Origin of the sequence: Clostridium sp. JS66 (assembly GCF_033561535.1) — a bacterium.
GTDB lineage: Bacteria > Bacillota > Clostridia > Clostridiales > Clostridiaceae > Clostridium_AM > Clostridium_AM carboxidivorans.
The window spans coordinates 3,761,220-3,786,396 of record NZ_CP131467.1 but is presented as its reverse complement, the minus strand read 5'-3'; the positions used below and the strand labels follow the sequence as shown (position 1 = coordinate 3,786,396).

At 29.4% G+C, this 25,177-nt stretch carries 22 protein-coding genes and 1 pseudogene; 17 read left to right on the top strand and 6 right to left on the bottom strand.

The window, feature by feature from the left end; genetic code table 11:
- The first annotated feature begins 7 nt into the window (after nt 1-7).
- From Q6H37_RS17515 to Q6H37_RS17495, 5 genes are all read left to right on the top strand, one after another.
- On the top strand, nt 8-1,333 hold the full coding sequence (locus Q6H37_RS17515) for a M20/M25/M40 family metallo-hydrolase (RefSeq protein ID WP_318734600.1): 1,326 nt from the start codon (nt 8-10) through the stop codon (nt 1,331-1,333).
- A 67-nt stretch (nt 1,334-1,400) separates the two neighbouring features.
- On the top strand, nt 1,401-1,952 hold the full coding sequence (locus Q6H37_RS17510) for a TetR/AcrR family transcriptional regulator (RefSeq protein WP_318734599.1): 552 nt from the start codon (nt 1,401-1,403) through the stop codon (nt 1,950-1,952).
- A 168-nt stretch (nt 1,953-2,120) separates the two neighbouring features.
- Nucleotides 2,121-4,127 carry a methyl-accepting chemotaxis protein gene (locus Q6H37_RS17505; protein ID WP_318734597.1) on the top strand — a complete coding sequence of 669 codons (2,007 nt, stop codon included), beginning with the start codon at nt 2,121-2,123 and terminating at the stop codon, nt 4,125-4,127.
- A gap of 159 nt (nt 4,128-4,286) precedes the next feature.
- A complete protein-coding gene (locus Q6H37_RS17500) occupies nt 4,287-4,664 on the top strand; it encodes a BMC domain-containing protein (RefSeq protein ID WP_318734595.1) in 378 nt (125 codons plus the stop codon).
- Between the two features lie 10 nt (nt 4,665-4,674).
- Complete coding sequence (locus Q6H37_RS17495) at nt 4,675-5,139, top strand: EutP/PduV family microcompartment system protein (protein WP_318734593.1); 465 nt, start codon at nt 4,675-4,677, stop codon at nt 5,137-5,139.
- A gap of 173 nt (nt 5,140-5,312) precedes the next feature.
- Here the strand turns inward: Q6H37_RS17495 and Q6H37_RS17490 are convergent, their stop codons facing one another.
- Entirely contained in the window at nt 5,313-5,669 is a 357-nt protein-coding gene (locus Q6H37_RS17490) for a hypothetical protein (RefSeq protein WP_318734590.1), read from the bottom strand.
- Between the two features lie 638 nt (nt 5,670-6,307).
- Between Q6H37_RS17490 and Q6H37_RS17485 the strand changes: the two genes are divergently transcribed.
- Entirely contained in the window at nt 6,308-7,063 is a 756-nt protein-coding gene (locus tag Q6H37_RS17485; RefSeq protein WP_318734588.1) for a Tim44-like domain-containing protein, read from the top strand.
- Nucleotides 7,064-7,970: 907 nt separating this feature from the next.
- Here Q6H37_RS17485 and Q6H37_RS17480 read toward each other — a convergent pair.
- A pseudogene (locus tag Q6H37_RS17480) lies at nt 7,971-9,834 on the bottom strand (FUSC family protein).
- Between the two features lie 157 nt (nt 9,835-9,991).
- Between Q6H37_RS17480 and Q6H37_RS17475 the strand changes: the two are divergent.
- Nucleotides 9,992-10,699 carry a histidine phosphatase family protein gene (locus Q6H37_RS17475; protein ID WP_318734585.1) on the top strand — a complete coding sequence of 236 codons (708 nt, stop codon included), beginning with the start codon at nt 9,992-9,994 and terminating at the stop codon, nt 10,697-10,699.
- A 61-nt stretch (nt 10,700-10,760) separates the two neighbouring features.
- On the opposite strand, the gene Q6H37_RS17470 is transcribed toward Q6H37_RS17475, so the two are convergent.
- Entirely contained in the window at nt 10,761-11,501 is a 741-nt protein-coding gene (locus tag Q6H37_RS17470; RefSeq protein ID WP_318734582.1) for a hypothetical protein, read from the bottom strand.
- A 273-nt stretch (nt 11,502-11,774) separates the two neighbouring features.
- On the opposite strand from Q6H37_RS17470, the gene nudC reads away from it, so the two are divergent.
- On the top strand, nt 11,775-12,617 hold the full coding sequence (gene nudC, locus Q6H37_RS17465) for an NAD(+) diphosphatase (RefSeq protein ID WP_318734580.1): 843 nt from the start codon (nt 11,775-11,777) through the stop codon (nt 12,615-12,617).
- A 245-nt stretch (nt 12,618-12,862) separates the two neighbouring features.
- Here nudC and Q6H37_RS17460 read toward each other — a convergent pair whose 3' ends face one another.
- Complete coding sequence (locus Q6H37_RS17460; protein WP_318734577.1) at nt 12,863-13,153, bottom strand: DUF5661 family protein; 291 nt, start codon at nt 13,151-13,153, stop codon at nt 12,863-12,865.
- A 380-nt stretch (nt 13,154-13,533) separates the two neighbouring features.
- On the opposite strand from Q6H37_RS17460, the gene Q6H37_RS17455 reads away from it, so the two are divergent.
- The 4 genes from Q6H37_RS17455 to Q6H37_RS17440 all read left to right on the top strand — a co-directional run bounded on the left by Q6H37_RS17455 (nt 13,534) and on the right by Q6H37_RS17440 (nt 17,183).
- Complete coding sequence (locus Q6H37_RS17455) at nt 13,534-14,775, top strand: ammonium transporter (protein WP_318734573.1); 1,242 nt, start codon at nt 13,534-13,536, stop codon at nt 14,773-14,775.
- A gap of 72 nt (nt 14,776-14,847) precedes the next feature.
- A complete protein-coding gene (locus Q6H37_RS17450; RefSeq protein WP_007062231.1) occupies nt 14,848-15,213 on the top strand; it encodes a P-II family nitrogen regulator in 366 nt (121 codons plus the stop codon).
- Nucleotides 15,214-15,237: 24 nt separating this feature from the next.
- Entirely contained in the window at nt 15,238-16,572 is a 1,335-nt protein-coding gene (gene glnA / locus Q6H37_RS17445; RefSeq protein ID WP_318734562.1) for a type I glutamate--ammonia ligase, read from the top strand.
- A gap of 41 nt (nt 16,573-16,613) precedes the next feature.
- Nucleotides 16,614-17,183, top strand: a complete 570-nt coding sequence (locus Q6H37_RS17440) for an ANTAR domain-containing response regulator (RefSeq protein WP_318734557.1) — start codon at nt 16,614-16,616, stop codon at nt 17,181-17,183.
- Between the two features lie 661 nt (nt 17,184-17,844).
- On the opposite strand, the gene Q6H37_RS17435 is transcribed toward Q6H37_RS17440, so the two are convergent.
- Nucleotides 17,845-19,245, bottom strand: a complete 1,401-nt coding sequence (locus tag Q6H37_RS17435) for a DUF4179 domain-containing protein (RefSeq protein ID WP_318734554.1) — start codon at nt 19,243-19,245, stop codon at nt 17,845-17,847.
- A 13-nt stretch (nt 19,246-19,258) separates the two neighbouring features.
- Nucleotides 19,259-19,792 carry an RNA polymerase sigma factor gene (locus Q6H37_RS17430; RefSeq protein WP_318734551.1) on the bottom strand — a complete coding sequence of 178 codons (534 nt, stop codon included), beginning with the start codon at nt 19,790-19,792 and terminating at the stop codon, nt 19,259-19,261.
- 178 nt (nt 19,793-19,970) lie between these two features.
- Here Q6H37_RS17430 and Q6H37_RS17425 point away from each other — a divergent pair, with 178 nt between their 5' ends.
- The 5 genes from Q6H37_RS17425 to Q6H37_RS17405 are packed head-to-tail and all read left to right on the top strand — an operon-like array spanning nt 19,971 to nt 25,022.
- Nucleotides 19,971-20,873, top strand: coding sequence for an ABC transporter ATP-binding protein (locus Q6H37_RS17425; protein ID WP_318734549.1), 903 nt, complete (start codon nt 19,971-19,973; stop codon nt 20,871-20,873).
- Nucleotides 20,866-21,603, top strand: a complete 738-nt coding sequence (locus Q6H37_RS17420) for a hypothetical protein (RefSeq protein ID WP_318734546.1) — start codon at nt 20,866-20,868, stop codon at nt 21,601-21,603. Before Q6H37_RS17425 ends, Q6H37_RS17420 begins: the two co-directional genes overlap by 8 nt.
- 4 nt (nt 21,604-21,607) lie before the next feature.
- Nucleotides 21,608-23,098 carry a hypothetical protein gene (locus tag Q6H37_RS17415; RefSeq protein WP_318734544.1) on the top strand — a complete coding sequence of 497 codons (1,491 nt, stop codon included), beginning with the start codon at nt 21,608-21,610 and terminating at the stop codon, nt 23,096-23,098.
- A 23-nt stretch (nt 23,099-23,121) separates the two neighbouring features.
- A complete protein-coding gene (locus Q6H37_RS17410; RefSeq protein ID WP_318734541.1) occupies nt 23,122-23,988 on the top strand; it encodes an ABC transporter ATP-binding protein in 867 nt (288 codons plus the stop codon).
- A gap of 44 nt (nt 23,989-24,032) precedes the next feature.
- On the top strand, nt 24,033-25,022 hold the full coding sequence (locus Q6H37_RS17405) for a hypothetical protein (protein ID WP_318734538.1): 990 nt from the start codon (nt 24,033-24,035) through the stop codon (nt 25,020-25,022).
- Nucleotides 25,023-25,177: the final 155 nt, after the last annotated feature.

Below are 25,177 nucleotides of genomic sequence, written 5' to 3'. Positions count from 1 at the left end.
AATAAGTATGGGGATTAATATTGATGATTTTAGTATAAATTTACTTCAAAGGCTTATAGGTTTTAACACTACAAATCCTCCAGGAAATGAGAGAGAATGTATATTATTTCTTGAAGGCATTTTTAAGAGTGAAGGATTTAAAACTCAGATCATAGGCAAAAATGATGAAAGACTTAATTTATATGTTCATTATGAAGGAAAAGGCGAAGCACCTCCGTTACTTATGTATGGTCATGTTGATGTTGTTACAACAGAAGGTGAAAAGTGGAAGCATGATCCATTTGGAGGAAAAATAAGTGATGGATGTATTTGGGGAAGAGGTACTCTGGATATGAAGGGTGCAGTTGCAATGATGTGTTCAGCGCTTATAAAAATGAAAAGGGAAGCAAAAAAGCCTTCTGGAGATATTATTTTAATGATTGTGTGTGATGAAGAAAATGGTGGAATACAGGGGGCAAAATATGTATGTGATGAATATGCAGGACTTTTTAAAGATGTAAAATATGCTATTGGAGAAATTGGTGGATTTACCATGTATTTTGGAGAAAGAAAAGTTTATCCCATAATGATAGGAGAAAAGCAAAAGTGTGATGTAAAAATGACATTTAAGGGTGAAGGCGGCCACGGTTCTATGCCTGTTAGGGGAGGAGCAATGGGTCAGCTTGGATACGTTCTTAATACAATGGATAAAAAGTATATGCCTTGTCACATTATACCTGAAGTAAAACTAATGTTATCTGAGCTTTCAGCTGTACTGCCATCTCCATATAAAATTATTTTTAAATCACTGATGAATCCTATTGCATGCAATAAAACACTTAAGCTTTTAAAGAGTAAAGGGAGATTTTTTGAACCACTGCTTCATAATACAATTACTCCTACAATTGTAAGGGGAGGAAAGAAAATTAATGTTATACCACAAGAAATAACTCTTGAGTTTGATGGTAGAATATTGCCTGGGTATGGTCCAGATAATCTTAAGAAAGAAATAAAAACATTACTTGGAAAAGAAGTTAACATGGAAATTACAAACTTTGTGAAAGGGCCCAATAAGCTTAATATAGGACTTTACAAGTTTTTAGCAGACATTTTGAAGGAAAAGGATAATGATGGTGTACCAATACCTTATTTTGCAAGCGGGGTAACAGATGCAAGACATTTTTCAAAACTTGGAATACAGACCTATGGTTTTACACCAATGTATTTTGAAAAGGGTGTAGATTATTCTAAGCTTATACATTCAGCAAATGAAAGAATACCAATAAAAGCACTTAAGTTTGGTACAGATTCTATATATAAACTTCTTACAGGGTATAACAAAAGCAGAATTTAAAAAAGTTAGGATTAAGATTGAAACTTATTCATGTTATAATATCAATGTAAAATAAGGAGGGAATAGCTTGAAAGAAAGAATACTTGATGCTGTTTATAGACTTGTTAAAGTTAAGGGTATAAATGGCTTTACTATGAATGATATTTCAAAGGAGCTTCATATAGGAAAACAAACTATATACACATATTTCAAAAGTAAAGATGAATTAATGATAGAACTTGTAAAAAGCAGCTTAGAAGATAATAAAACTCTAACTGAAGCGGCTGTTGCAGAAGCTCATGAACTTAAAGAAAAACTAACAGCTGCAATGATTTCATACCATAAATATAAGATACCTTTAGAACTGTTAGAGGAAATTAGAAAAATGTATCCAGAATTATGGAGTGCATTAGAGGAACAGAGAAATTTTAAACTTAAAATGGTAAGGGATATATTAGAGGAAGGAATGAAAAGTGGTGAAGTATCAAAAAAGATAAACCCGCAAATTATAGATTATGTACTTGATAAAGTTACATCAGCATTGTTAAGTGATGAGTTCCTTCAAGAAAACGATATGAGTTTGAATAAAGAAATTGAAGAATTAATAGATATTCTTTTTTATGGGATACTTATAAGATAAAATAAGTATCCCTTTTAAATTTAAATTTTATAACGTGTTAAAAGTATTTGTTAAAAAATAATTAATATTGAAAAATAATTAATTTGAGTGTAAAATATAACTAACAATAGTTATCATTTGATACATGATTTCAATAAAATGATAGCGGGAGGAATGGGAGGAATTAATTTGCAATTTAAAAGTATTAAGACAAAAATGGCTATATCCTTTGGAGTATTAATTTTAATTATTTGTATAGGACTTGGTACAGTATCTTTTATAGAATCTTATAACACATTAGCTTCTAATGCTACTGAGTCTTTATTCCAAATGGCAGAGCAATCTGCAAAGTTTGTTGAGACTAAAGTTGAAGGGCAATTAGATGCAATGGAGGCATTGGCAGGAAATTATTATATAAACGGTGATACCTTGTCTACAGATCAAAAACTAAATATTTTAAAAGATGAAGTGCAGAGAAGTGGGCATATAAGTATGGGCATAGGTGATGTTAGTGGTAATGTTATCTTTACAGATGGAGTAAAGGCAAATTTATATGATAGGGAAAACTATAAACAAGCACTTCAAGGCAAAAGTTCAGTTTCAGACCCTGTTTTGGGTAAAGCGGATAATAGACTTGTTATGTCTTATGCCGTTCCTATTAAAGATGGGGGAAAAGTTAAAGGAGTTTTAATTGCTACTCGTGATGGAAGTGAACTTAGCAAATTAACGCAAAATATTAAGTATGGTAAAACTGGAACAACTTTTATGATAAGTAGAAGTGGACATACTGTAGCAAATAATGATATATCCCTTGTACGTAAAATGGAAAATGTAATTGAGAAAAGTAAAAGCGATCCAAGCTTGCAGGAACTCATGAAATTTGAAGGTTACATGATGGAAGGCAAGAGTGGTGCAGCTGGTTATGCATATAGAGATGGAACAAAAAAATATATTGGTTATGCGCCTGTAAAAGGTACCAATTGGTCATTGGGGATATCTGTACCTAAATCTGAAGTTATGGAAAGCCTTACAAAAAATGAAGTACTGGAGACAGTTACTACTATTATATTTGTATTAATAGGTGTGTTAATAGCATTTTTTATTACTTCACTTATAGCAAAACCTATAAATGCAATTACAAAGCATTTAAAAATAGTAGCATCTGGTGATTTTACGGTACCAGTACCTGAAAAATTGTTAAAAATGGAAGATGAATCTGGGATACTTGCAACTGCAGTAAAGGATATGCAGGAGAATCAGGGAAACATAATTAAAAATATAATAGAACAATCTTCAAATGTAACTGAAAATATGAAACAAATCAATATGGAAATGGAGAATCTTAATAAAAGTATAGAAGAGATATCAGCAACTACAGAACAGTTATCGGATACAACAGAGAAAACTGCTGAATCTGCTGAAGAAATAAATGACATATCAAAGACAATAGAAAAGAATGCAGAATCTATATCACAAAAGGCTGAGTACAGTTCTGAAAGTGTTTCAAAAGCAAGTAATATGTCAGAAGAAATGAAGCAAAAGGCCATAAGATCTAGAGAGAGTATAATGAGCATATACAAAAACACAAAAGAAAGTTTGGAAAATGCTATTAAAGAGTCAAAAGAGGTTTCTAAGATCAATGAATTATCTTCAGCAATTCTTGATATTATGGAAAATACTAATTTACTAGCATTAAATGCATCTATTGAAGCTGCAAGAGCAGGAGAAGCAGGTAAGGGGTTTGCAGTTGTAGCAGATGAAATAAGGAGTCTTTCTGATGATTCCAAAGACACTGTAGGTAGAATACAGGAGGTTACTGAAAATATTTTAGAAGCTGTAGGAAACTTATCATCTGGTGCTTATGAAATATTGGAATTTATAGATAAAAAGATTTTGCCTGATTATAATGAAATTGTAGTATCTCATGAAAAATCCAGTAAGAATTTTTCAGATATAAGTGAGATGGTAACAGACTTTAGTGATACTTCGAATAAACTTCTTTCATCAGTTCAAAATGTATCAAAATTGATGGAGGAAATATCTGATAGTGGAAATGAACAAGCAAGTGGAGCTCAAAATATTGCAGGCGAAACTTCTTACATAACTAGAATGTCAGGACATGTTGTAGAATTAACTGAAAAAGCAAAAGAAAAATCTGATTCCTTAGCAAATACAGTTTCAAAGTTTAAAGTGTAAAATTTGAAGATGTCTTAAGCTTTAATTTAATAAATAGCTGATAAATTTAGTAATTTTTTTACGAGTTTTAGGTGGAATTAGACATCAAGTTGACAGCCATTTGACAATAACGTATCATTAAATTATTGACAGAAAATTAAGTCGAATGGGGATGAGAATATGGATTTCAAAAATGCTCTAGATCAAGAAGGTAAAATAAGAGCTATTCAGGAAATGGTTCCGGGAAAACAAATTACCATTGCACATATAATTGCTAGTCCTGATGAAATTATATATAAGAAATTGGGATTAAATCCTACTATTGATTATAAAAGAGCAGCTATTGGTATTATGACTATGTGTCCTAGCGAAACTACGATTATTGCAGGAGATATAGCTACTAAGACTGCTAATATAGATTTAGGATTTGTAGATAGATTTAGTGGAACATTGATTATAACAGGTGGGCTTTCTGAAGTTGAATCTGCCATGAAATCTATTATAGATTATTGTAGGGACAACCTTCTTTTTACCGTATGTGAATTGACAAGAACGTAGGTGATAATATATGAAGAAAATAATCTTATTTGGTAGAAGTGAATGTGGAAAGACTACTCTTACGCAGGCACTACGAGGTGAAAAAATTTCATATCATAAAACTCAATATATTAATCATTTTGATGTAATTATTGATACGCCAGGAGAATATGCAGAAAATAGATCTTTAGCATCTGCCCTTGCACTATATTCCTACGAAGCTGATGTAGTGGGCTTAGTAATCAGTTCTATAGAACCATATTCACTATTTGCGCCTAACATTGTACCTTGTGTAAACCGAGAAGTTATAGGTATAGTAACACAAATAGATCAACCAGAAGGTAATCCTAAACGAGCAGAAGAATGGTTAAAGCTTGCTGGCTGTGAGAAAATCTTTTATGTAAGTTCCTATACTAACGAAGGAGTGTGGCAAATACTAGATTATCTCAAAGAGGATGGCGATGTTATGCCTTGGGATAATGAATTACATAAATAGCATATATAAAAAAGAATCACTTTTTTAGTAACGGGGTTACTTTAGAGGTGTAAAGTTAAAAATTGCAGGCATTTTTACAGTAGTTTTGGCAATAAAAAAGGTATGTTAGTTATGGAAAATTAACATACTTTTTTACATTTAATATTTAGTTATTCTATAAGCTAAAAATGATATTAAATACTATCTTGTTCTATTCTTTGATACCCTCTATCTATGTCTAAATAATAGAAATTATTTATCTGATATTTAATTTTTAACTTTTTTAATATATTTGGCAAAGCTTCACTTACAATTAAATATGGGTTACATAAAAAAGACATTCTATTTTCGTCATTATATTTTCTTATACTGAATAGTTTATCTCCATTAATATCAGCAAATTCAAGAATTATAAAGTCATAATAATAATCTGCTTCATTATCACAATCTATCTGTCGGTACTTATTAATGAAATATTTTATTTCATTGATTTCCCAAACAAAATTCTCAAATTCAAATGGTCTATTATATACTAAATTCTTTTCTAACACAAATACTCCCCCCTTGCATTAAGTTAAAGTGTTTTATAATCATCTATATAATTATACATTAAAAAATTCTATATTATAATACATAAGCTTTTGTATACATTTTTACAAGCATTTTTGCAGATGTAATGAATTTATTGCATTTGTTTTTTCATACGCAAAAGACAGTGTAAAAGTTAATACAATTTACTATATAAATACATTTAGACCATTGATTTAAGCCAAAATGGAAGAGTGCAAAAATCAACATTATTTTGCACTTCTAAAGTGAAACCGTTACTTTTTTAGTGATTCTTTTTTAGTGTGTGCCTAGCATAGGCGATTACTTGTTGGTGAAAATTTGATACAGGGGTTCATAGTGTCAACTGTGAGGTAAAATCTTAAGGAAGCCAGCAGCAAAGCTTTGGTTTGACAAACAGAAGCTACATATGATGCATATTCTTATTGCTATGAAGCCAAGGATTAGAGAGGTAACTAACAGAAATATGCAATTATGAAGTAAAGAAATTAATGGTAAAATGATCTTTACTTATTAGCCAGAATTAGCTAAAATTATCTAATATAAATAAAGCTTTTCAGTTTTCAAATGATAAATGGGAAAGCTATATAATATTATGTTTTTATAGCTAAAGGGGTAAATTGTGAATAATATTAAGTTTAGAAATTTAATAAAAAAGGTATCAACAGTATTAATACCACTAGTGGTTTTAGTAATTAATGGATCAACAATCGTATTTGCAAAATCAGGTGGTGGACATTCAGGTTCATCACATAGTTCATCAGGTAGTTTTTCTCCAGGAAGTGGTCATGAAATTGATGACAGGATATTTTGGATAATGATTTTTATTATTTTTGCACCAATAATTTTTTCTAAATTAATATTAGTTAAAAGAAAAATTCAAATTCATTTAACTATAAACAAGTTATCTAATAATGATAGTAACTGGAATTATAACCATATGGTGAAAGATGTGGAAGAGGCATTTTATAAAGTACAAGCTGTTACTATGGAAAGAAACGAGGAGTTAGCTAAAGAATATGTAAGTGATCAATTATATAAAAAATATAAATTAAAAGTTGAACAGATGAAAAGAAATAAAGAAGCAAGCGTTTTAGAAGAAATGACCTTATTAAGCATAAGGCCTATAGGGCTACAGGCTTTTGAGGGCATTGAAAAAGATTATGTATGGGTTCGTATAAAGGCAAAATTAAAATATTATACGATTAATGAAAAAACCGGTGAAATAATAAGAGGAGAAAAAAATAGGGTTATTAATTTTGAAGAGTATTGGAAATTTAGTAAGAGTAAAGATAGATGGATATTATGTGAAATAAAATATGCATTTGGTATAGATTTAAAGTCTTTTGAAACAAAGCTTGGTAATAAAAAAAGTTAATAAGAAAGTAATGTCAATAATCTGTTTAAGATATTAGCTTTGAAAAAGGCTTTATAGTAGAGAAATGATTTTAAATATAGGTTATAATAATCATGATATAGAATATTGGAATAAATTTCATATATAATTGTGGAGGAAAATATGACAGATAAGAATAAAGGAAAAGTTGTGTAGTAAGTGTATTCTTCTAATTGTGATGAATTGCTTATAATATAGAGCTATATAAAAAAAGTGTAGCTTTCTTAATTCTTATTGTTTATACGTTTTACGTTGATTTTTTTAATAAATAAAATAATGTGTAGCTTGTAAAAAACTAGTAAACTTATTGGCTATTCATTGCATTAAAAATAAAATTAGCGGTTAGACAATTTTGTGATTACTTTCATGTATAAAAAATGAAAGATTCTTAAAAGAAAATCATCTAATCAATCAATTCCTTTCAAGATATTTCTATAAAATAAGAGATAACTTGTTTTCAAATCTAATATATTAAGTTTTCAGAAGGCTCTGCCTTAATTTTTAAGCTATATGTTAAATATGATTTCAATTTACTAGAAGTACCTATAACAATACAATTAAATGTGTACACATAAAGTCACTAGTTTGAATTTTAACTTTTATGTAGTGATATATGGTAAGTGAGTCATCACATTAGCTAAATTGTTTTAGTATTATTCTTAGCTCCAAATTTTTGAAAGCCTTAGAACTTTAGTACTGTTTGAGGGAACCGAGTTTGACAAAGTTCTTAGGTTTTCAAAAATTTGGAGCTTTAGAATAATTAAAACATTTAGCCGTGATGACTCACTTACCATATATCACGTAGTAAAAGTTAAAATCCAAACTTTCACTGTATTCTTGTACCACATAATTTTTAATATGAAAGTCATCCTTCATTTGAAACTAAGGATTATTTAATACTTAGTGCTTCTTGAAGTATATTAATTTCTTTACAAATTTTTGGAAGTTCCTCCATAATAGGAACTTTTTTAGGTTGTACAGGCAGTCTTTGTTCAATAGCTGTTGCCATTGTTTCAAATACAAGGAGCAATTGTGCTAAATTTTCATCTGATATCTTTAAAGATCCATTTGCTATGGAGCCATAGTCAAGTATATAACTAATATGCTCTAATGAAAAAACTGCAGGCCACATTCTTTGAAGCATTTCTTCATCATTAGGAATTTCACCTAATGCTGTGTTATAGGCCATTTTAAAATTCATAAGATTTATTTTCATTTTTTCCTTTATCCACTCTGAATTATTCTCACTGTTTTCTTTAGCTTTAGATGCTAAACGAACCAATACTTTAGCCTGACTGCGTATTAACTTTACCATTAAATCTGGCAGCCTACTGGAAGCTGAACGGCGTCCAATGATGTAAGTACCAATAAGCCCAATTATAGATCCAATAAATATGTCTGTAATACGTACTGCTGCAAAATAAGAAACATTATGTATCTGGGTTGAAGTTTCTGCTATAAGCAGTGCATTTGGTGTGATGAATACTGCAGCTAAGGCATAATTTTTGGCAATAAAAAGTTCCGTCATTGCTGTTAGACACATATTGATTATAACTATGATGAAACCTTGTGGCTGCAATTTAAAAATAACAAGGGCTATCATGATTCCAACAATAGTACCACAGGAACGCTGAATTGTTCTATGGAATGTAGACAAAATGGTTGAACCAAGCATGACCGAGGCACAGGATAATGCAATCCAATAAGGTCTTGTAAATGAAAATTTAAAAGCTATCATAGTTGATATTGAAAGAATAAATCCAAATCTAACTGCATTGACAAATACTATTGAATCTTTATTGAAAGCTTTAATAAGTTTCATTTTTAATGAAGGTTTTGAAATTTTGATACTATGTCCAATATATTCTAATGGTATATTAATAATAGCCTCGATATCATAAATTATCTCTAAAAAGTTATGGTAATCTTTATCTAGCTCATTAGATATTGGATTTAGTTTAATTACATCTCCATTTACCAATTCAATTCCCGTATATAGTTTCCTTATGAGTTCACTAAATTCTTTTGGTAATTTAGTGTTTTTGTTAGAGCATAATTCAAGCATTTCTAAAAATAACTTATTGGCTTGTTCATTTAGAAGAACTAATCTATTAAAAAAGAATGAATTTTTCCATGAAATATAACCTGTTAAAATGGTTTCTTCTGATTCTCTTAAAGCATTAACAGTACGCTGCCTGGCATTATTGATATTATCACTGCCAATAGCTTCACTAAATTCTGCTAAGGATAAGTATACTTCCTTAAGTGTTTTTATTTCAGGATTATGTGGATTACGAAACCAACCTATCATACTAAATATCCATGCAAAACAGCCACTTAAAAAAACTACAGCAGTACGAATGGGTGCTGATGATGGATCAATAGTCATTCCTGTTGTCATTAAAAAACTTAATACAAAAAATATTGCTGCTGGACCTGGTATTTTAAGAACACCAAATATGAAGGTTGCAAGTTGCTCCAATTATATCTACGGTGAATATGATAAGCATAGGATAAGGTGACATTAATATACCTAAAGCAACTGGAAGACTTATGCCAACTACAACAAAAAATATTTTTTTTGCACGCTGAGCATAGGGTTCATTAAAAGTATATAAATATGAAAAACTTCCTATTGCACCTAATAGACCTAAACGCAGCTCACCGAATAACAATCTCATGATTACTGGAAATCCTGCACATATGGCAGCACCTATAGCTTTGGTCCAGGGAAAAGGTCCTTTTCTAAATATTAATTATACTGTCAATACCCTATAAAATCTATGAGATGTATAATTTGAAAATTTTTTAATTCATATCAGTATATAATGAAATGATTTTAAATATAGGTTATAATAATCATAATGTAGAATATTGGGATAAATTTCATGTATAATTGTGGAGGAAAATATGACAAATAAAAATAAAGGAAAAGTTATTTTATATTTAATGAGACATGGACAAACTATTTTAAATAAAGCCGAGAGAACTCAAGGTTGGTGTGATGGTGTTCTTACTAAGGAAGGTATAGAGGTAGCTGTAAATACTGGATTGGGGATTAGTGATGTAAATTTTAAAGCAGCTTACAGCAGTGATTTAGGTAGAGCAGTAAAAACTGCCAAAATTGTTATAAGTGAAAATAAGGCAAGTACAAATTTGAAATTGAAAGAACTTGAAGGTTTAAGAGAGGTTTATTTTGGAAAGTACGAAGGAGAATTTCAAAATATAATGTTTAGTGACATACTTAAGTATCTTAATGTAAGCTCAATTAAAGAAGCAGAAGCAAAATATGACTTTCAAAAAGAATATTGTAATGCATGCGCTGCTTTGGATGAAACAGAAGAAGCTGAAAGTTATGATATTATAATAAAAAGGGTAATGAACAGCTTAAAGGACATATGTGAGGAAAATTCAAAGGATAATGGAGGAAATGTACTTGTAGTAGCTCATGGTGGAGTAATTAGATTGATTATTGACTACATGGACAAGAGTTTTGCTCTGCGAGCTTTGGATAACTCTAGTATATCTAAAGTTGTATATGAAAATGGAACTTTCAAGGTTGAATCTGTAAATGATACTAGCTATAGTGAAAAAGGCAAGGCTATGAAGATAAAATAGCAGTGTTCAATTAGGAACACTGCTATTTTGTAGTTGGTCATCATAGTATATGAAATTTTGCTTATACATTGAATTTTGAAATCATATTATTGAGAGCTTTAAAACCTTCTTCAGTGGAATTAATACTTTCTTTTATTTCATTTGCCTTACCTACTACAGAGGATACTTTTTCAGCAATATTGCTTGTACCAAGTGCACCTTCATTTGTGGCTTCAGCTATACCATTCATAGTTACTACTATATTTTCAACAGATGATACTAATTCTTTAGAGGTTGAACTAAAGTTGCTTACTAAATCATTGACAAGGTCAGCATCAAGTTTATATTGATCTGTGGCATCTAACATTGTTTTGTAGTCACAAGTAACATCAGTTTCTACAAATTTAAGTAATTCATTAATTTGATTTACAGATTTAGATTGTGTCAAAGACTTCTTTAATTTTTCTTCTACCATATTAAGCATTTCTAGAGTATTATTATGTGATATTGAAAAATCATTTTTTAATTTAGAAGCCCTTTCGTTTATACTTTCAACTGATTTTGAACCTAACACAGCTTTGCTAGAAATAGATTCAATATGTTTTTCTATTTCATCTTTAAGAGAAAATATATTTTCATTTACTATTTTAATAGCATCGTTTAAGGCTATAGTTTCTTCAATAACTTTCTTTATAATATTGCTAAATTCCCTTCTGATGCTTGATTCTGCATTGATAATTTCTGCAAATTCATCTTTTTCTGATAAATATTTTTCATAACTTTTATCATATTTTAAATCAAATTTTGCTGTCTTTTTCATCAATGCTATGGACACATCAGTTCTTTTCTTTATGTTTATAATTAAATACAATCCTAGTAAAATTGAAAGCTATTCAATTATCGCACTAAATGGCTAATTATTTAGTTTTATTTGCTTTCTATGAAAAATTTGTTTAATATAATAAATATGTTGTAATTTTTATAGAGTAAGATCAGAATGATCAATTAATGAAAAATATTGAAATTAAGTGACATGTGTTAATAACTATTTTGCATATGAGTTAATAGTTTAAGAAAGGTGGAATCGCAATAAATAATGAAAAGAGAGAGTATTTACAAAAGATATATACCTAAATTTGAACAAGTTATAGAAAATGACAATAATACATATTGGTTTATATTTAATTCTGATAAACTTTTAGTTAAGATAATAGACAATAGGGTTATAATACCTACTGCAATAAGTATTGAAGAATTAAATATTCCTTTTACAAGTATACATTACATGGGAACTTTAAATGAACATAATTGTTATGCTGTAAATGCCAGTTCTATTGAATTACAGGACAATAGCATGAGTTTTAAACCACTAAGATCCTTATATGACTATTTAGATGAGGATATATTCTTATTATCAGGAAAAGCTTTGCAGATTATCAAATGGGACGAAACTCACAAATATTGTGGAAGATGTGGAAGCCTTACAGATACAATGGAAGGGGAATATGGCAAGGTTTGTCCTAAATGTGGTTTTATAAGCTATCCTCGTATTTCACCAGCAGTAATAACAGCAGTAATAAAAGATGGACAAATACTTATGGCACATAACAAGTCTTTTCCAGGAAACAGACACAGTATTATTGCTGGCTTTGTAGAACCTGGTGAAACTCTTGAAGAATGTGTTAGAAGAGAAATATCTGAAGAAGTAGGAATAAAAGTTAAAAATATAAAATATTTTTCAAGTCAACCTTGGCCTTTTCCAAATTCCTTAATGGTAGGTTTTGTGGCTGAATATGAAAGTGGCGAAATATGTGTTGATGGTAAGGAAATAACTAAAGCAGACTGGTTTAAGGATCTTAGTACTATTGAATTACCGTCTAAAATGAGTATAGCAAGAGAAATTATAGATTGGTGTATAGAAAAGTATTGTTTAAAGTAAATTTTAACTTAATATAAGTACATTGCGAAGCAACTTTTTAGAGGACAGAGGACAATTGACAGAGGACAGTGAAGGTGAGTTTTCCTCCTTGCGTCAGAAAACTAATTTATATAAGTCAGCAATGTTTCGCTTTAGCGAAACGAGTCATCAGAAATTTTATTGAAGATTTTTCGTAGTGCAGCGGAGAAAAATCATCCTTCACTGTCCTCTGTCCTCTGTCAATTGTCCTCTAAAAATGTGTTGCATTATCTGTGTCTTTTTCTATTCTTACGCATTTCTTTCATTGCTTTTTCTTCCATAGCATCTAATCTAGTATAATAATCTGGTATTTCAAACAAATGAGCAAGAGCAATTCTTCCTGATATTACAGCACTATCGCTGGATACATTAGTTGTACTTCCAAATCTTGAACCGTGTTCCAATTCAACATTTATTCCCATGTAAAATTGTTCAAAATCTATTTTTCTCCAGTCTATTCCTAGGATTCGACCTACTTCTTTAGCGCGCTTTTTACTAAAATGTAATTTATCACTCATAATATGCTTCTCCTTTTATTATCTTCATATTTTGATGTTTGATTTTTATACTGCTAATACATTTTATTCAAGCTCAATTAAAATGCTACAGTTATTTAACTAGAGTAAAAGAATTGATTTTTTTGGAATTTTACGAATTTGTTATTTTTGTAATGGTTTAAATGAAAAATTATCAAAAACTCATATTGACATTTATCAATAAAGGTAATATAATCTTAAATTATAAAAGTAAAAGTTAATAGTTTTGAAAGGCAATGGCGTCTTAAATAATGGGAATTTTAATTTCTCTTATTTGTAGACGCCTTTTAGTTTTATTTGTTATTTGACTTTTACAAGATTTAAATTGATTTCAAAAATAAAAATTTAAAGGGGGCTTGGCAATGAACAATATAAACGCAGCAGATACAGGTTTTATGATTTTTGCAACTACATTAGTTATGTTAATGACACCAGGGCTAGCTTTATTTTACGGGGGGATGGTTAGACGAAAAAATGTTCTAAGTACAACAATGCAAAGCTATATAGCAATCGCATTAATATCAATACAATGGATATTAATTGGATATAGTTTGAGCTTTGGAGGTGACATTGGAGGTCTTTTAGGAAATTTCCAATGGGCAGGATTAAAGGGAGTAGGCTTTAGTCCTAATGCAGATTATTCAGCTACTATACCTCATCAATTATTTATGTTGTTTCAGCTTATGTTTGCAATAATAACACCTGCTTTAATATCAGGATCAATTGCTGAAAGAATGAAATTTTCTGCATTTGTAATATTCCTCTTAGCATGGTCAACATTAGTTTATGATCCACTTGCACACTGGGTATGGGGAGTTGGCGGTTGGATAAGAAACTTAGGTGCTTTAGATTTTGCAGGAGGAGATGTTGTTCACATTAGTTCAGGTATATCAGCGTTAGTTGCAGCCATAATGCTTGGGAAGAGAAGAAAGTTAGATAGTATTACACCTCATCATATACCAATGACAATTTTAGGAGCAGCACTTCTTTGGTTTGGTTGGTTTGGATTTAATGTAGGAAGTGCATTAGCGGTTAATGATATAGCCTTAAATGCTTTTGTAACTACTAATACTTCTGCAGCAGCATCAGCTATATGTTGGAGTCTTTGTGAATACTTATACAGAAAGAAGATAACATCACTGGGACTTGTAAGTGGAGCTGTAGCAGGACTTGTAGCTATAACACCAGGAGCAGGCTTTGTAACTCCATTAGCTTCAATAGTAATAGGTGCAGTAGGAGGATGTATATGCTTCTGTGCTGTAACATTTGTTAAACAGAAATTTAAATATGATGATTCATTAGATGCTTTTGGTTGTCATGGAGTTGGAGGAATCTGGGGAGGAATAGCTACTGGAATATTTGCTACAACAGGAATAAACCCAGCTGGAGCAAATGGATTATTACATGGAAATCCAAAGCTATTATTGATTCAGCTAATAGCAATTGGAGCTACTATTGTATATGCTGCAGTTATGACATTTGTAATATTGAAAGTAATAGACAAGTTCTTAAAGATAAGAGTAAGTGAAGAAGATGAAAAGAGCGGCTTGGATGTTTCAATACATGGAGAGGAAGCTTATGGTTCTGTAAGTTCACAATTTTAGTTCTATAATTTTTATGCATTAATTTTTAGCTTAAGTATATGGTATAATAATAAAAAAAGAGGAGGAATATAAATGGATAAAAAATTAACTAAAATTGATATTATTACTTCTCCAAGCAAGTTCGAAGATTTAAAAGAAGAATTAAGCAAAATAGGTATTGCAGGTATGACGGTTTCTAATGTATTAGGCTGTGGAATGCAAAAAGGTCATAAAGAATTTTACAGGGGAAGAACTGTAGATATCAATTTACTACAAAAAATAAAGATAGAAATTGTGGTTTGTGAGGTTCCAGTTGAAACTGTAGTTGAAACTGCAAAAAAAGTACTTCATACAGGTAATTTTGGGGATGGAAAAATATTCATTTATGATGTAGCAAATGTTATACGTATAAGCAATGGAGCAGAAGGAAGAGATGCTCTACAGTATAATGAAGATTAGGAATATGAAGGAAGGAGAAAAGCCTTGAATAAGCAATCTGAAAGAGAAGAACTTTTAAGAAAAGTTGAAGAACTTGATGTGAAATTTATACATTTACAATTTACAGATATAATGGGTGCTATGAAAAATGTATCTATTACATCAGATCAACTGGAAAAAGCATTAAATAATAAGGTAATGTTTGATGGATCTTCAATAGATGGTTTTGTAAGAATTGAAGAGTCAGATATGTATCTGAGTCCTGATTTATCAACTTTTACTGTTTTTCCATGGACCAATATCCATAAGGAAGCACGATTAATATGTGATATATATAATATTGATGGTACTCCTTTTGAGGGCTGTCCTAGAAATGTATTAAAGAAATTGATAAGAGAAGCTAAAGATATGGGATATAAAATGCAGGTTGGACCGGAATGTGAGTTTTTCTTATTTCATACGGATGAAAAAGGAAATCCATCACTTGAAACTCATGATGATGCAGGGTACTTTGATCTTGCGCCTATAGATTTGGGGGGGAATGCAAGAAATGAGATCACCATGGCACTTCAAGAAATGGGGTTTAAAATTGAAACATCTCACCATGAGGTAGCACCAGGACAGCATGAAATAGATTTTAAGTATGATGATGCACTAGTAACAGCAGATAACATAATGACCTTTAAAATGGTGGTTAGAATTATTGCTCAAAGACATGGACTTCATGCTACATTTATGCCAAAGCCTAAGTATGGTATTAGTGGTTCAGGTATGCATCTTAATATGTCCCTATCTACACTGGATTCTAAAAATGCTTTTTATGATGAAAAGAATAAGTTGGAACTTTCAAATAGTGCTTATTATTTCTTAGGCGGATTAATGAAACATGCTAAAGCTTTTACGGCTTTAACTAATCCTACAGTAAATTCCTATAAAAGATTGGTTCCGGGGTATGAAGCACCAGTAATAATTGCTTGGTCTGCAAGCAATAGAAGTCCACTAATCAGAATACCAGCAGAAAGAGGGGAAGGTACAAGAATTGAGCTTAGAAGTCCTGACCCTTGTGCTAATCCCTATTTAGCCTTAGCTGCTACTTTGAAATCAGGATTAGATGGAATAAAAAATAAAATAGAGCCACCGGAACAAGTTACTAGCAATGCTTATGAAATGGAAAATGAAGAAATTAAAGAAAGAGGCATAGAATTGTTGCCTACTGATTTACATGAAGCTATAAAAGCCTTGTCTAAGGATGAGGTAATAAAATCCTCACTTGGACAGTATGCTTACAAGAGATTTGTAGAAGCTGCATTATATGAATGGAATGAATATTCTAAATATGTATCCCAGTGGGAGCTTGATAGATATTTAAGAAAATTTTAAATTGGCTACCATAATAGATTAGTTCTTTTCGGAGTGATATTATGAATAATTATAAGATAGTAGTTGCTGATAGCGATAGTACATCTAGAAAGCTTATTAGTGAACTCCTAAAAAAGAGAGGATACAATGTTTATCAAGCAGGCGATGGCGGTGAAGCTTTAAGAGTTAGTAGAAGAATATATCCGCATTTAGTAATTATGGATATTAATTTATTGGGAATTAATGGATATAAAACAGCTAAAATAATAGAAGAAGATAGAATATCTAGTGTTATATTTTCTGCAAATAATATTGATTCTGCGTTTTATGAAAAATTGAAGACAATGAATATTTTTGCATATATAGTTAAACCCATAAATTCAGAACAATTATATCAAACTGTAGAATTTAGTATAAATAACATTGATAAGGTTAATAGTCTTCAAGAAAAAATTCAGCATTTGGAAAATGAATTAGTAAATAGAAAAAAGATAGATAAAGCTAAGGGAATAGTCATGGAGAAATTGAGAGTTTCAGAAAATGAAGCTTATAAATATTTAAGAAAAAAAAGTATGGATTATTGTATATCTATGGATGTACTGGCGGAGAAAATTATAAAAAAGTACGGATAAATAATGAAAGTGGGATAATCATAAAAAGTAAAATAATTTAACTTTCGCATATGCAAAATTTTAATTTCATATAAAAATAATACAATATGAGAGTAATTGACAATTCGCAGTGAAAAATTGATAGTAAATGAAGATTTTGTGCTGACATAAAAGAATCTTAATTTGGATATAAGATAAACTGACTTAAGTTTATAGATCTTTATATTATTTTAGATTTCTCACAGTTTAGCTGGGAAAAATCAAATTTAACTATCAACTGTCAATTTGTTAACTGCCAACTAAATTATGCTGTGTTGTTTTAAAATTGCGAAAGTTGAATAAAGTAATTTTAAAAAAGTAGGATAATCATAGAAAATTGGATAATTTAAAAAAACGGATTATTAAAAATGGGGTAAGTATAAAAAAGTAGGGTAATCATAAAAAAGGGATAGTTTTAAACAAATTAGTATAATTTTAAAAATATATATAGGGTAATAATAAAGGGATTATATAAAAGATAAATAATGTATATAATTAAAAGCTATGAAATTAAAGTGTTAACTTTGATTTCATAGCTTTTTAAATACAATTTTAATTTACTAGAATACCTATAACAATACAATTAAATGTGTACACATAAATTCAAATTTCCACTGTACTCTTTTGTCGCATAATTTTTATGTTATTTAATTTTAATAGTAAACTTCATATCTTCTTTAACTGCATATTTCTTTTCAAGATCAACAGCTTTTAATTTAAATTGGTCATTTTTATTCAAAACAGGCAATTGTGCTGTATATTTATGATTTAAAGGATCTACTTCTTTTACAATGTCCTTAGTTAAATTATACTCTTTGCCATTAGAATCTATTATGTCCATTCCGTAAGGAGACATTGCAGAAAGAAGATTAGTACATTCATAATGAATTAATGTTTTGTCATTTAAAAATTCTACTTCAGTTATTTTATATTCACCTATTTTTCCTTCAGATAGAGTAGTAGTGCCATTTAAATTTAATGGAGTTTCTTTAGTGACAAAATGAAACATTCCCTTGCTATGGCTATTTTTCCATTTTAAAAATTCTTTTGAACTGACAACATAGGGAATAAAAGTTAAAGTTTTGCTGTCTTCATATGCATTTCTAAAAAGAATTTGTGAATAATAAGTATGAGTATTTGCTGAACCACTTGTGTCGCTGCCTTTAGCCGTCAAAGCTCTTCCTTTATCATCAAAAACCAGATAGCAGTCGTTAAAATCATTATCTTCTGTTTCTGAAGTTCTTAAAGCTGTATTTATTGGGGTTATTAAAATTTCATTTACTTTTAGTCCTGGTCTTAAAAAAGATAAATCTATATTAGGTTTTATGGATTTTACATTAGTCTTAATTTTTTCATTGGATACTTTAAATTTGAAATTCCAGTTTCCAGCAATATCTTTGGAAAGCATCTTTATACTCTTTATATTAAGATCCATAGTGAAATTATCTGGTATAGTAACATTTCCTCCTACTATGAAATTACGATGTTCTTTTGGAAGATAGTCCTTTGCCATATTAACACTGGCTACTCCAACATAAGTTTTTTTGTCTTTGAATTTGCCAGTGTCTCCTCCACCAAAACCTATGTCTTTTCCGTTAATTTTCATACTTGTTTCACTCATTATAACAGGTATTTCCTTAATTTCATTTTCACTTTGAATGGTATATCCAATGTTTAAATCTATACCATCATAAACTATGCTATTTATTGTTACAGTGATACCGTTAGAGGTTTTACTCATATTTAGTTCAGAACTGTATGTTATATAATCTTTATCAATAATATTATTTTCACTTAAAAATTGAAAAACTGAACTTACTACAGGCAAATTTCGTGCTAGAGCAGGATTTGCTGTAGTAATACCTATTCCGCACAACAGCATAATTGCAGCTACAATGGCACTTTTCTTTAAAGTTTTATTCTTTCTTTTAGGTAAGTTATCTAAAGTATCTTTTATTTTTAAATTTAAGCTTTCTGGCAATATAAAATCTTCATTTTTTGCTTTTTCTTTTAATATATCATCAAAAATTGAATCCTTGTCCATTTCAAAATACCTCCTAATTTTCTTTCAACATTTCATAAAGTTTGTTTCGTGCTCTTGAAAGCCTGGAACGAACTGTTCCTTCAGGAATATCTAAAATTTTTGCTATATCCTTTTGAGGAACGTCTTCAAAATAAAACAGGGTTGTTACAACTCTTAAATCCTCAGAAAGGGAGTTAACAGCACTAGTAAGTTCTAATTTAGAAAATTCATTTGGAACTTTAGCATTATCATGAACTTCTTCTATAGGAATGATCTTATGGTTAGATCTTAATATGGCATTACATTCATTTATTAAAATTCTTATAAGCCATGTTTTAAAATATTCATTTTTCTTTAAATGAATTATGCCTTCATAAGCTTTTATTATAGTATTTTGAAAAGCATCTTCCACATCCTGGGGACTATTCAGAATACCTACAGCTATTCTATACATAGATGCTTTACTATTTTCTATTATTCGTATAAAAGCATCCCTATCACCTTTCTTAGCTAGCTTTATATACGTTTTTATATCTTTACTAGAATTCATTTTTGAAACTAATTCCACGCCTTTACCTCCTTTTGTCTGCTTCCCTTAGCTAAGGAACTTTACACTTATTAGATGAATGTAACATACTAAATGTTCGCAAAAAAAGAAAAATTTTTTGAAAAAAACTTTTAGCTTATTTTTTTCGTATTAAATAATTGAGATACAAAAAATTATTTAATTTAGGAGGATACAGTAAATGAAAGATATAATTGCCTTTGAAAATGTATGTAAAATATACAACAAGAAATTTTATGCATTAAATAATGTAAATTTAAAAATTGGAGAAGGAATGTTTGGACTTTTAGGTCCTAATGGTGCAGGAAAAAGTACTCTTATGAAAAGTCTTATTACACTTATTATACCAGATAAAGGCAGGGTGATGGTGAATGGTTATGACACAAGGACTCATTCGCTGGAGGTTAGAGATATAGTAGGATACTTGCCACAGGATTTTTCAATATATCCTAATTTAACTGCATTGGAATTTTTAGATTATATGGGTCAAATTAATAATATAGGTAGCAGGAAAACTAGAAATAGAAAGATAGAAGAAATATTGAATAAGGTAAATCTTTGGGAGGCAAGAAATAAAAAGGTTGGGGGTTTTTCAGGTGGAATGAAGAGAAGACTTGGTATTGCCAATGCTATATTAAAAGATCCTAAGATTTTAATTGTAGATGAACCAACTGCAGGTCTTGATCCTGAGGAAAGAATTCGTTTTAGAATGCTTCTTGTAGAGCTGAGCAAACAAAAATGTGTTATTTTATCAACTCATATTGTTGAGGATATATCAAGTTCTTGTGAAAGAATAGGACTTCTTAATAAAGGTAGTATAGAATATTTAGGATCTCCCCTAGATTTTATTCTAAAAGCTAAGGGAAAAGTAAGAAAATTTAAAGTTTTAAGTGATGAAGAAATACTAAAATTAAAAGATAAATATGAAGTTATTTCTGTAAAAAGGACATCCTCTGGTAAATTTTTAAGGGTCGTAGGGGAGGATTTTCAAGAGGAGGGTTATGGAATAGATATGGAGCCTAATCTAGAAGATGCTTATATGTATTTTATGAAATATGGAAAAGGAGAAAAGAATTATGTTTAAACAGATTTTTGTAATAGCAAAACAGGAATTCAAAAGTCTTTTAAAAAATTGGATTACAATTATTTGCATTATTGCATTATTAATAGCACCTATTTTTGTATATAGCCCTATTGAAAGAAATGAACAGTGGAATGTTCTATATGCTGCATATCAGTGTAATCATGCATTGGTTATTTTAGGCGTTATGGTTATACCTATTATAGTTATGTCAATTTATTATAAGGATGAAATAACAGAAATGCCAGTAATAATTTTTTCGCAACATATTACAGGTAAAATATATGCTGTAGGTAAATTTTTGGGTGCCTACTGCTATTGCTTATTTTTCTGTATTTTAGAAAATGTAATATGGATGTTAATGCCTTTATATTTTAAGCAAACACCATATTTACCAATTCAATTTTTCAAGTATTTTATACTTTATTCAGCAACTTCGTATTTGGCAATGGCAGCCTTTGCGTATTTCATTGACATTATGTTTAATATTAAACCTTTAACCATATTTATTCCCATGATTTTATTTTTATGTTTAAGTGGTGACAATACTCCTAAAATTAGTTTAATGATATCTGGAATTTATATGGACAATTTATATATAGGAAAGGCCCTTTCACCAGAAACTATAAATATTATCATGATAAACAGAACTTTTATAACAATTTTAGCTTTTGTATTAATTATAATTTCCATATTAAAATTTTCTACTGAAAAATTAATGAATAGAAGGTGATTTTATGATTTTAAAATATCATTTAAAGCAGCAGTCCAGGATTATGTTTGGGCTTGCAGCAACATTTATGCTAATAGTTTTAGTTTTTAATCTGTGTAATATGGTTAAAGAATGGTATGTGATGGACTCTATAATAGCTCTTTTACCTGTATTTTTTTCTGGAAATATTTTTTCTAGTGAAATTGAAAATGGAACGGATTTTCTTATTTTTACTTCAAGGACTCCCAAATATAAGATATTGGTACAAAAATATATATCAACATGGGTAGTATCCGAAATTGTACTTGCTGTTATATATACCTCTGCTGTGATTATGGGTTTTGAAAAATCTTTCTTTGGTCTTATAGCTTTAATATTATATTCAACTATATTAAGTTTAATAGCCCTTCTATTTAGTAATATTACAGGAAAAACTTTAGTTGGTTATGGTGCAGCTTTAAGCTTATGGTCTTTGGAGATGATGTTAAATATTAACTGGCACGAAACTCATCCACTATTAGCACTTAATATAAATTTACTGGAAAAGTCAGTTCAAATTTGGTCCAATATATTATTTATGATTGTGTTAATAGTAATACTTATGATTTTAAATCTTTTTCTTGTAAGTAAAGGTGAACATTTAAGAAAAAGTCTTATATATAAAGGTACATCAGTTGTAATTATAATCTCTTTAATTTGCTTATTTTCATACAATTACTTTTTTTTAAAAATGGAGTTTTGGAAGGATAACAATTGGAAAGTTTTACAGGGAAAGAATATTAATCTTCACTATAAAAATTTGGATAACAAGCGTGGAGAAGAATTGTTAAGAACATGTAATGCAGAAGCAGCAAGTCTTGAAAATGTCTTTCATGAAGATGTATGTTTTAGAGATTTTTATACATTTAATGTAAAACAAAAAAATTCATTGGAAAAAAGTTATATGAATAATGCATATATAATGCCTATAAAATCTTTGAAGTCCTTTAATAATGTTGATTATGAAGGAGAATATTGGTATGAAAGTATAGGTAAAATTTTAATGGAACCAGTATTTAAAAATGTTAAAAACACTAAAGAGAATGAAATATTAAAAGATGCATGGGAAAATTATATTTATAGTTTGTATATAAGTCCTAATATAGAAGATAAACTGAAAGAAAATACTATGATTGTTCAACCTGTATATTTAACTAAAGAAGAGTATGAAAAACAACTGGAAGGGGATTTGAAAAATTTTAAAGAAAGCGAGAAAGAAAAACATGGGCTGTATAGTTTAGATACTATATCCAAGGCTTTATTATATAAACTAGATAAAGAAAATCACGAAAGCATGATAAAGATCCTAAAAGATATACAGCACAGTGAAAAAAGTGTTTCTTATGGTGATATAGAAAGTATTATAAAGAAGTATTATAAGAGTAATTCTGTAGATGAAGTTTTGAAAATTTACAATGAAGTTAAAATTTATCATCAAAAGTATTATAATAACAGAGGAGTAGTAGATGAGACTTAATATAATATATAGAGAGTAGTGATATGTTGGAACTTGAAATAAAAAATCTTAATAAGAATTATGGTAAAAATGTTGCTTTAAATAATATATCCTTAACATTAAAAAATGGCATTACAGGAATTTTAGCACCTAATGGAGCTGGTAAAACTACGCTTCTTAGAATTTTAGCTACTATAAGTGCTCCAAACAGTGGAAATATATATCTTAATGAAAAAGATATATTTGAAATGGGAAAAGGTTATAGAGATATTATAGGATATTTACCTCAGGATTTTGGGGTATATCCTAATCAAACTGCAGAGAAATTTTTGAGGTATTTTGCTGTTTTAAAGGGAATAAGTAAAGAAAAAATAGATTATAAAATAGATGAAATTTTGGACATTGTATCTCTTTCACATGTAAAGAAAAAGAAATTAAAGACATTTTCAGGAGGTATGAAAAAGAGAATAGGAATTGCACAAGCACTTTTAAATGATCCTAAAATATTAATATTAGATGAGCCTACAGCCTCTCTAGATCCAGATGAGAGGATAAAATTTAGAGACTTTTTAATTACAATAAGCAAAAGCAGATTGGTTATTTTGTCAACTCATATTGTATCAGATTTAGAAGCAGCAGCTACAGATATAGTATTTATGAAGGAAGGAGAAATTATTTCATATATATCACCTGAAGAAGCTTTATCAGAATTAGAAGGTAAAGTTTATGAAGTATTGACAAGTTTGGAAATGGTACCTAAGCTAAAAAAGAAATATATTGTAAGTCACAGCATGAACAAAAAAAATGGCATAGCAGTTAGAATATTAGGTGATAAACCAGAAGAAAAGTCAACAATGGTGGAGCCAAATTTAGAAGACGTTTATACTTATTATTATCAAATAAAGTGTTAAAAAAGGTAGCTATAAGGTAAATAGTTTTAATTAGGAGAAATGTAATGTTTTTAAATGTATATAAAGCTGAACTTTATAAAATAATAACATCCTACAGATTCAAACTGGTTTTAATAGCAATACTTATTTTATCATCCTATAATATTTTAAGTGAGTATAAAAAATTTCCAAGCTATAACTCTATATATCAGGTTAATAAGAAGGCATATAGTGCTAAAATTGATGAATGCAAAAAAAACTTAGAGCAGTTAAACAGTGGAGTTTATTATTCAGATTTTTATAATAAAGGAACGCCTAGTGAACTTAAAATGGAGAAGTATATAAATGAGTTTAATTTACAATTTTATGAAGATCATAAAATTCCGTCACCTAAAAAAGATTTTTCTTGTGGTTTATATAAGTGTATTTTCGATTATTATTATTGGCTTCCTATAATGCTTTTATTTTGCTGTGATATTGTATGCATTGAAAGAAAAAGAAATATTATAGAAATGCAGTTTTCTTCATGTGTAGGCAAACATACTTTATATCATTCAAAATATATGGCTGTGCTGACAGCGATGGGGTTAATATTTATTTTTAATTTATTGTTTTCCTTTATTTTTAGTGGGTGCTTAATGGGATTTTCGGATTTATCTGGTTCAATGAGATCTATATTAGAGTATGGAGATGCGGTTGTAGAGAGAAGCATAAAGGAATTATTTTTATTAAAAACTGCTTTTGCATTTATAATTTGTGCATCAGCAGCAGTAATGTTTATTTTTATTTCAACAGTAGCTAGGGATGTTGTAACGTCATATATAATAGGAGTACTAATGGTAGTTAATGCAGCTCCTTTTTATTTCACCATAGAAAATGGAATAGGTTTTTCCAAGTATTTTTTTATTTCGTTTTATTATGTAAGTGAGTCGTATATAAGAGGAGAGCCTACTTATAATATAAAAATTGGACTAGCTACTTTTTTAGTTCAAAATATCATTTTATATTTGCTGGGATTTCGTATTTATAAAGGTATAGAATCAGGTGGAAATTAATGAGGAAGCTCATAAGTTTTATGATGCTATTGGACTAAAACCCAAAAGTACACGTATGGAGTTTAAATTAAATGGGGGTTAGTATACAAATAAGAAGGAACATGAAAAGAAAGGAAGTGAATTTTAGTGAAGGTCTGGTACTTGGCTGCATCGCT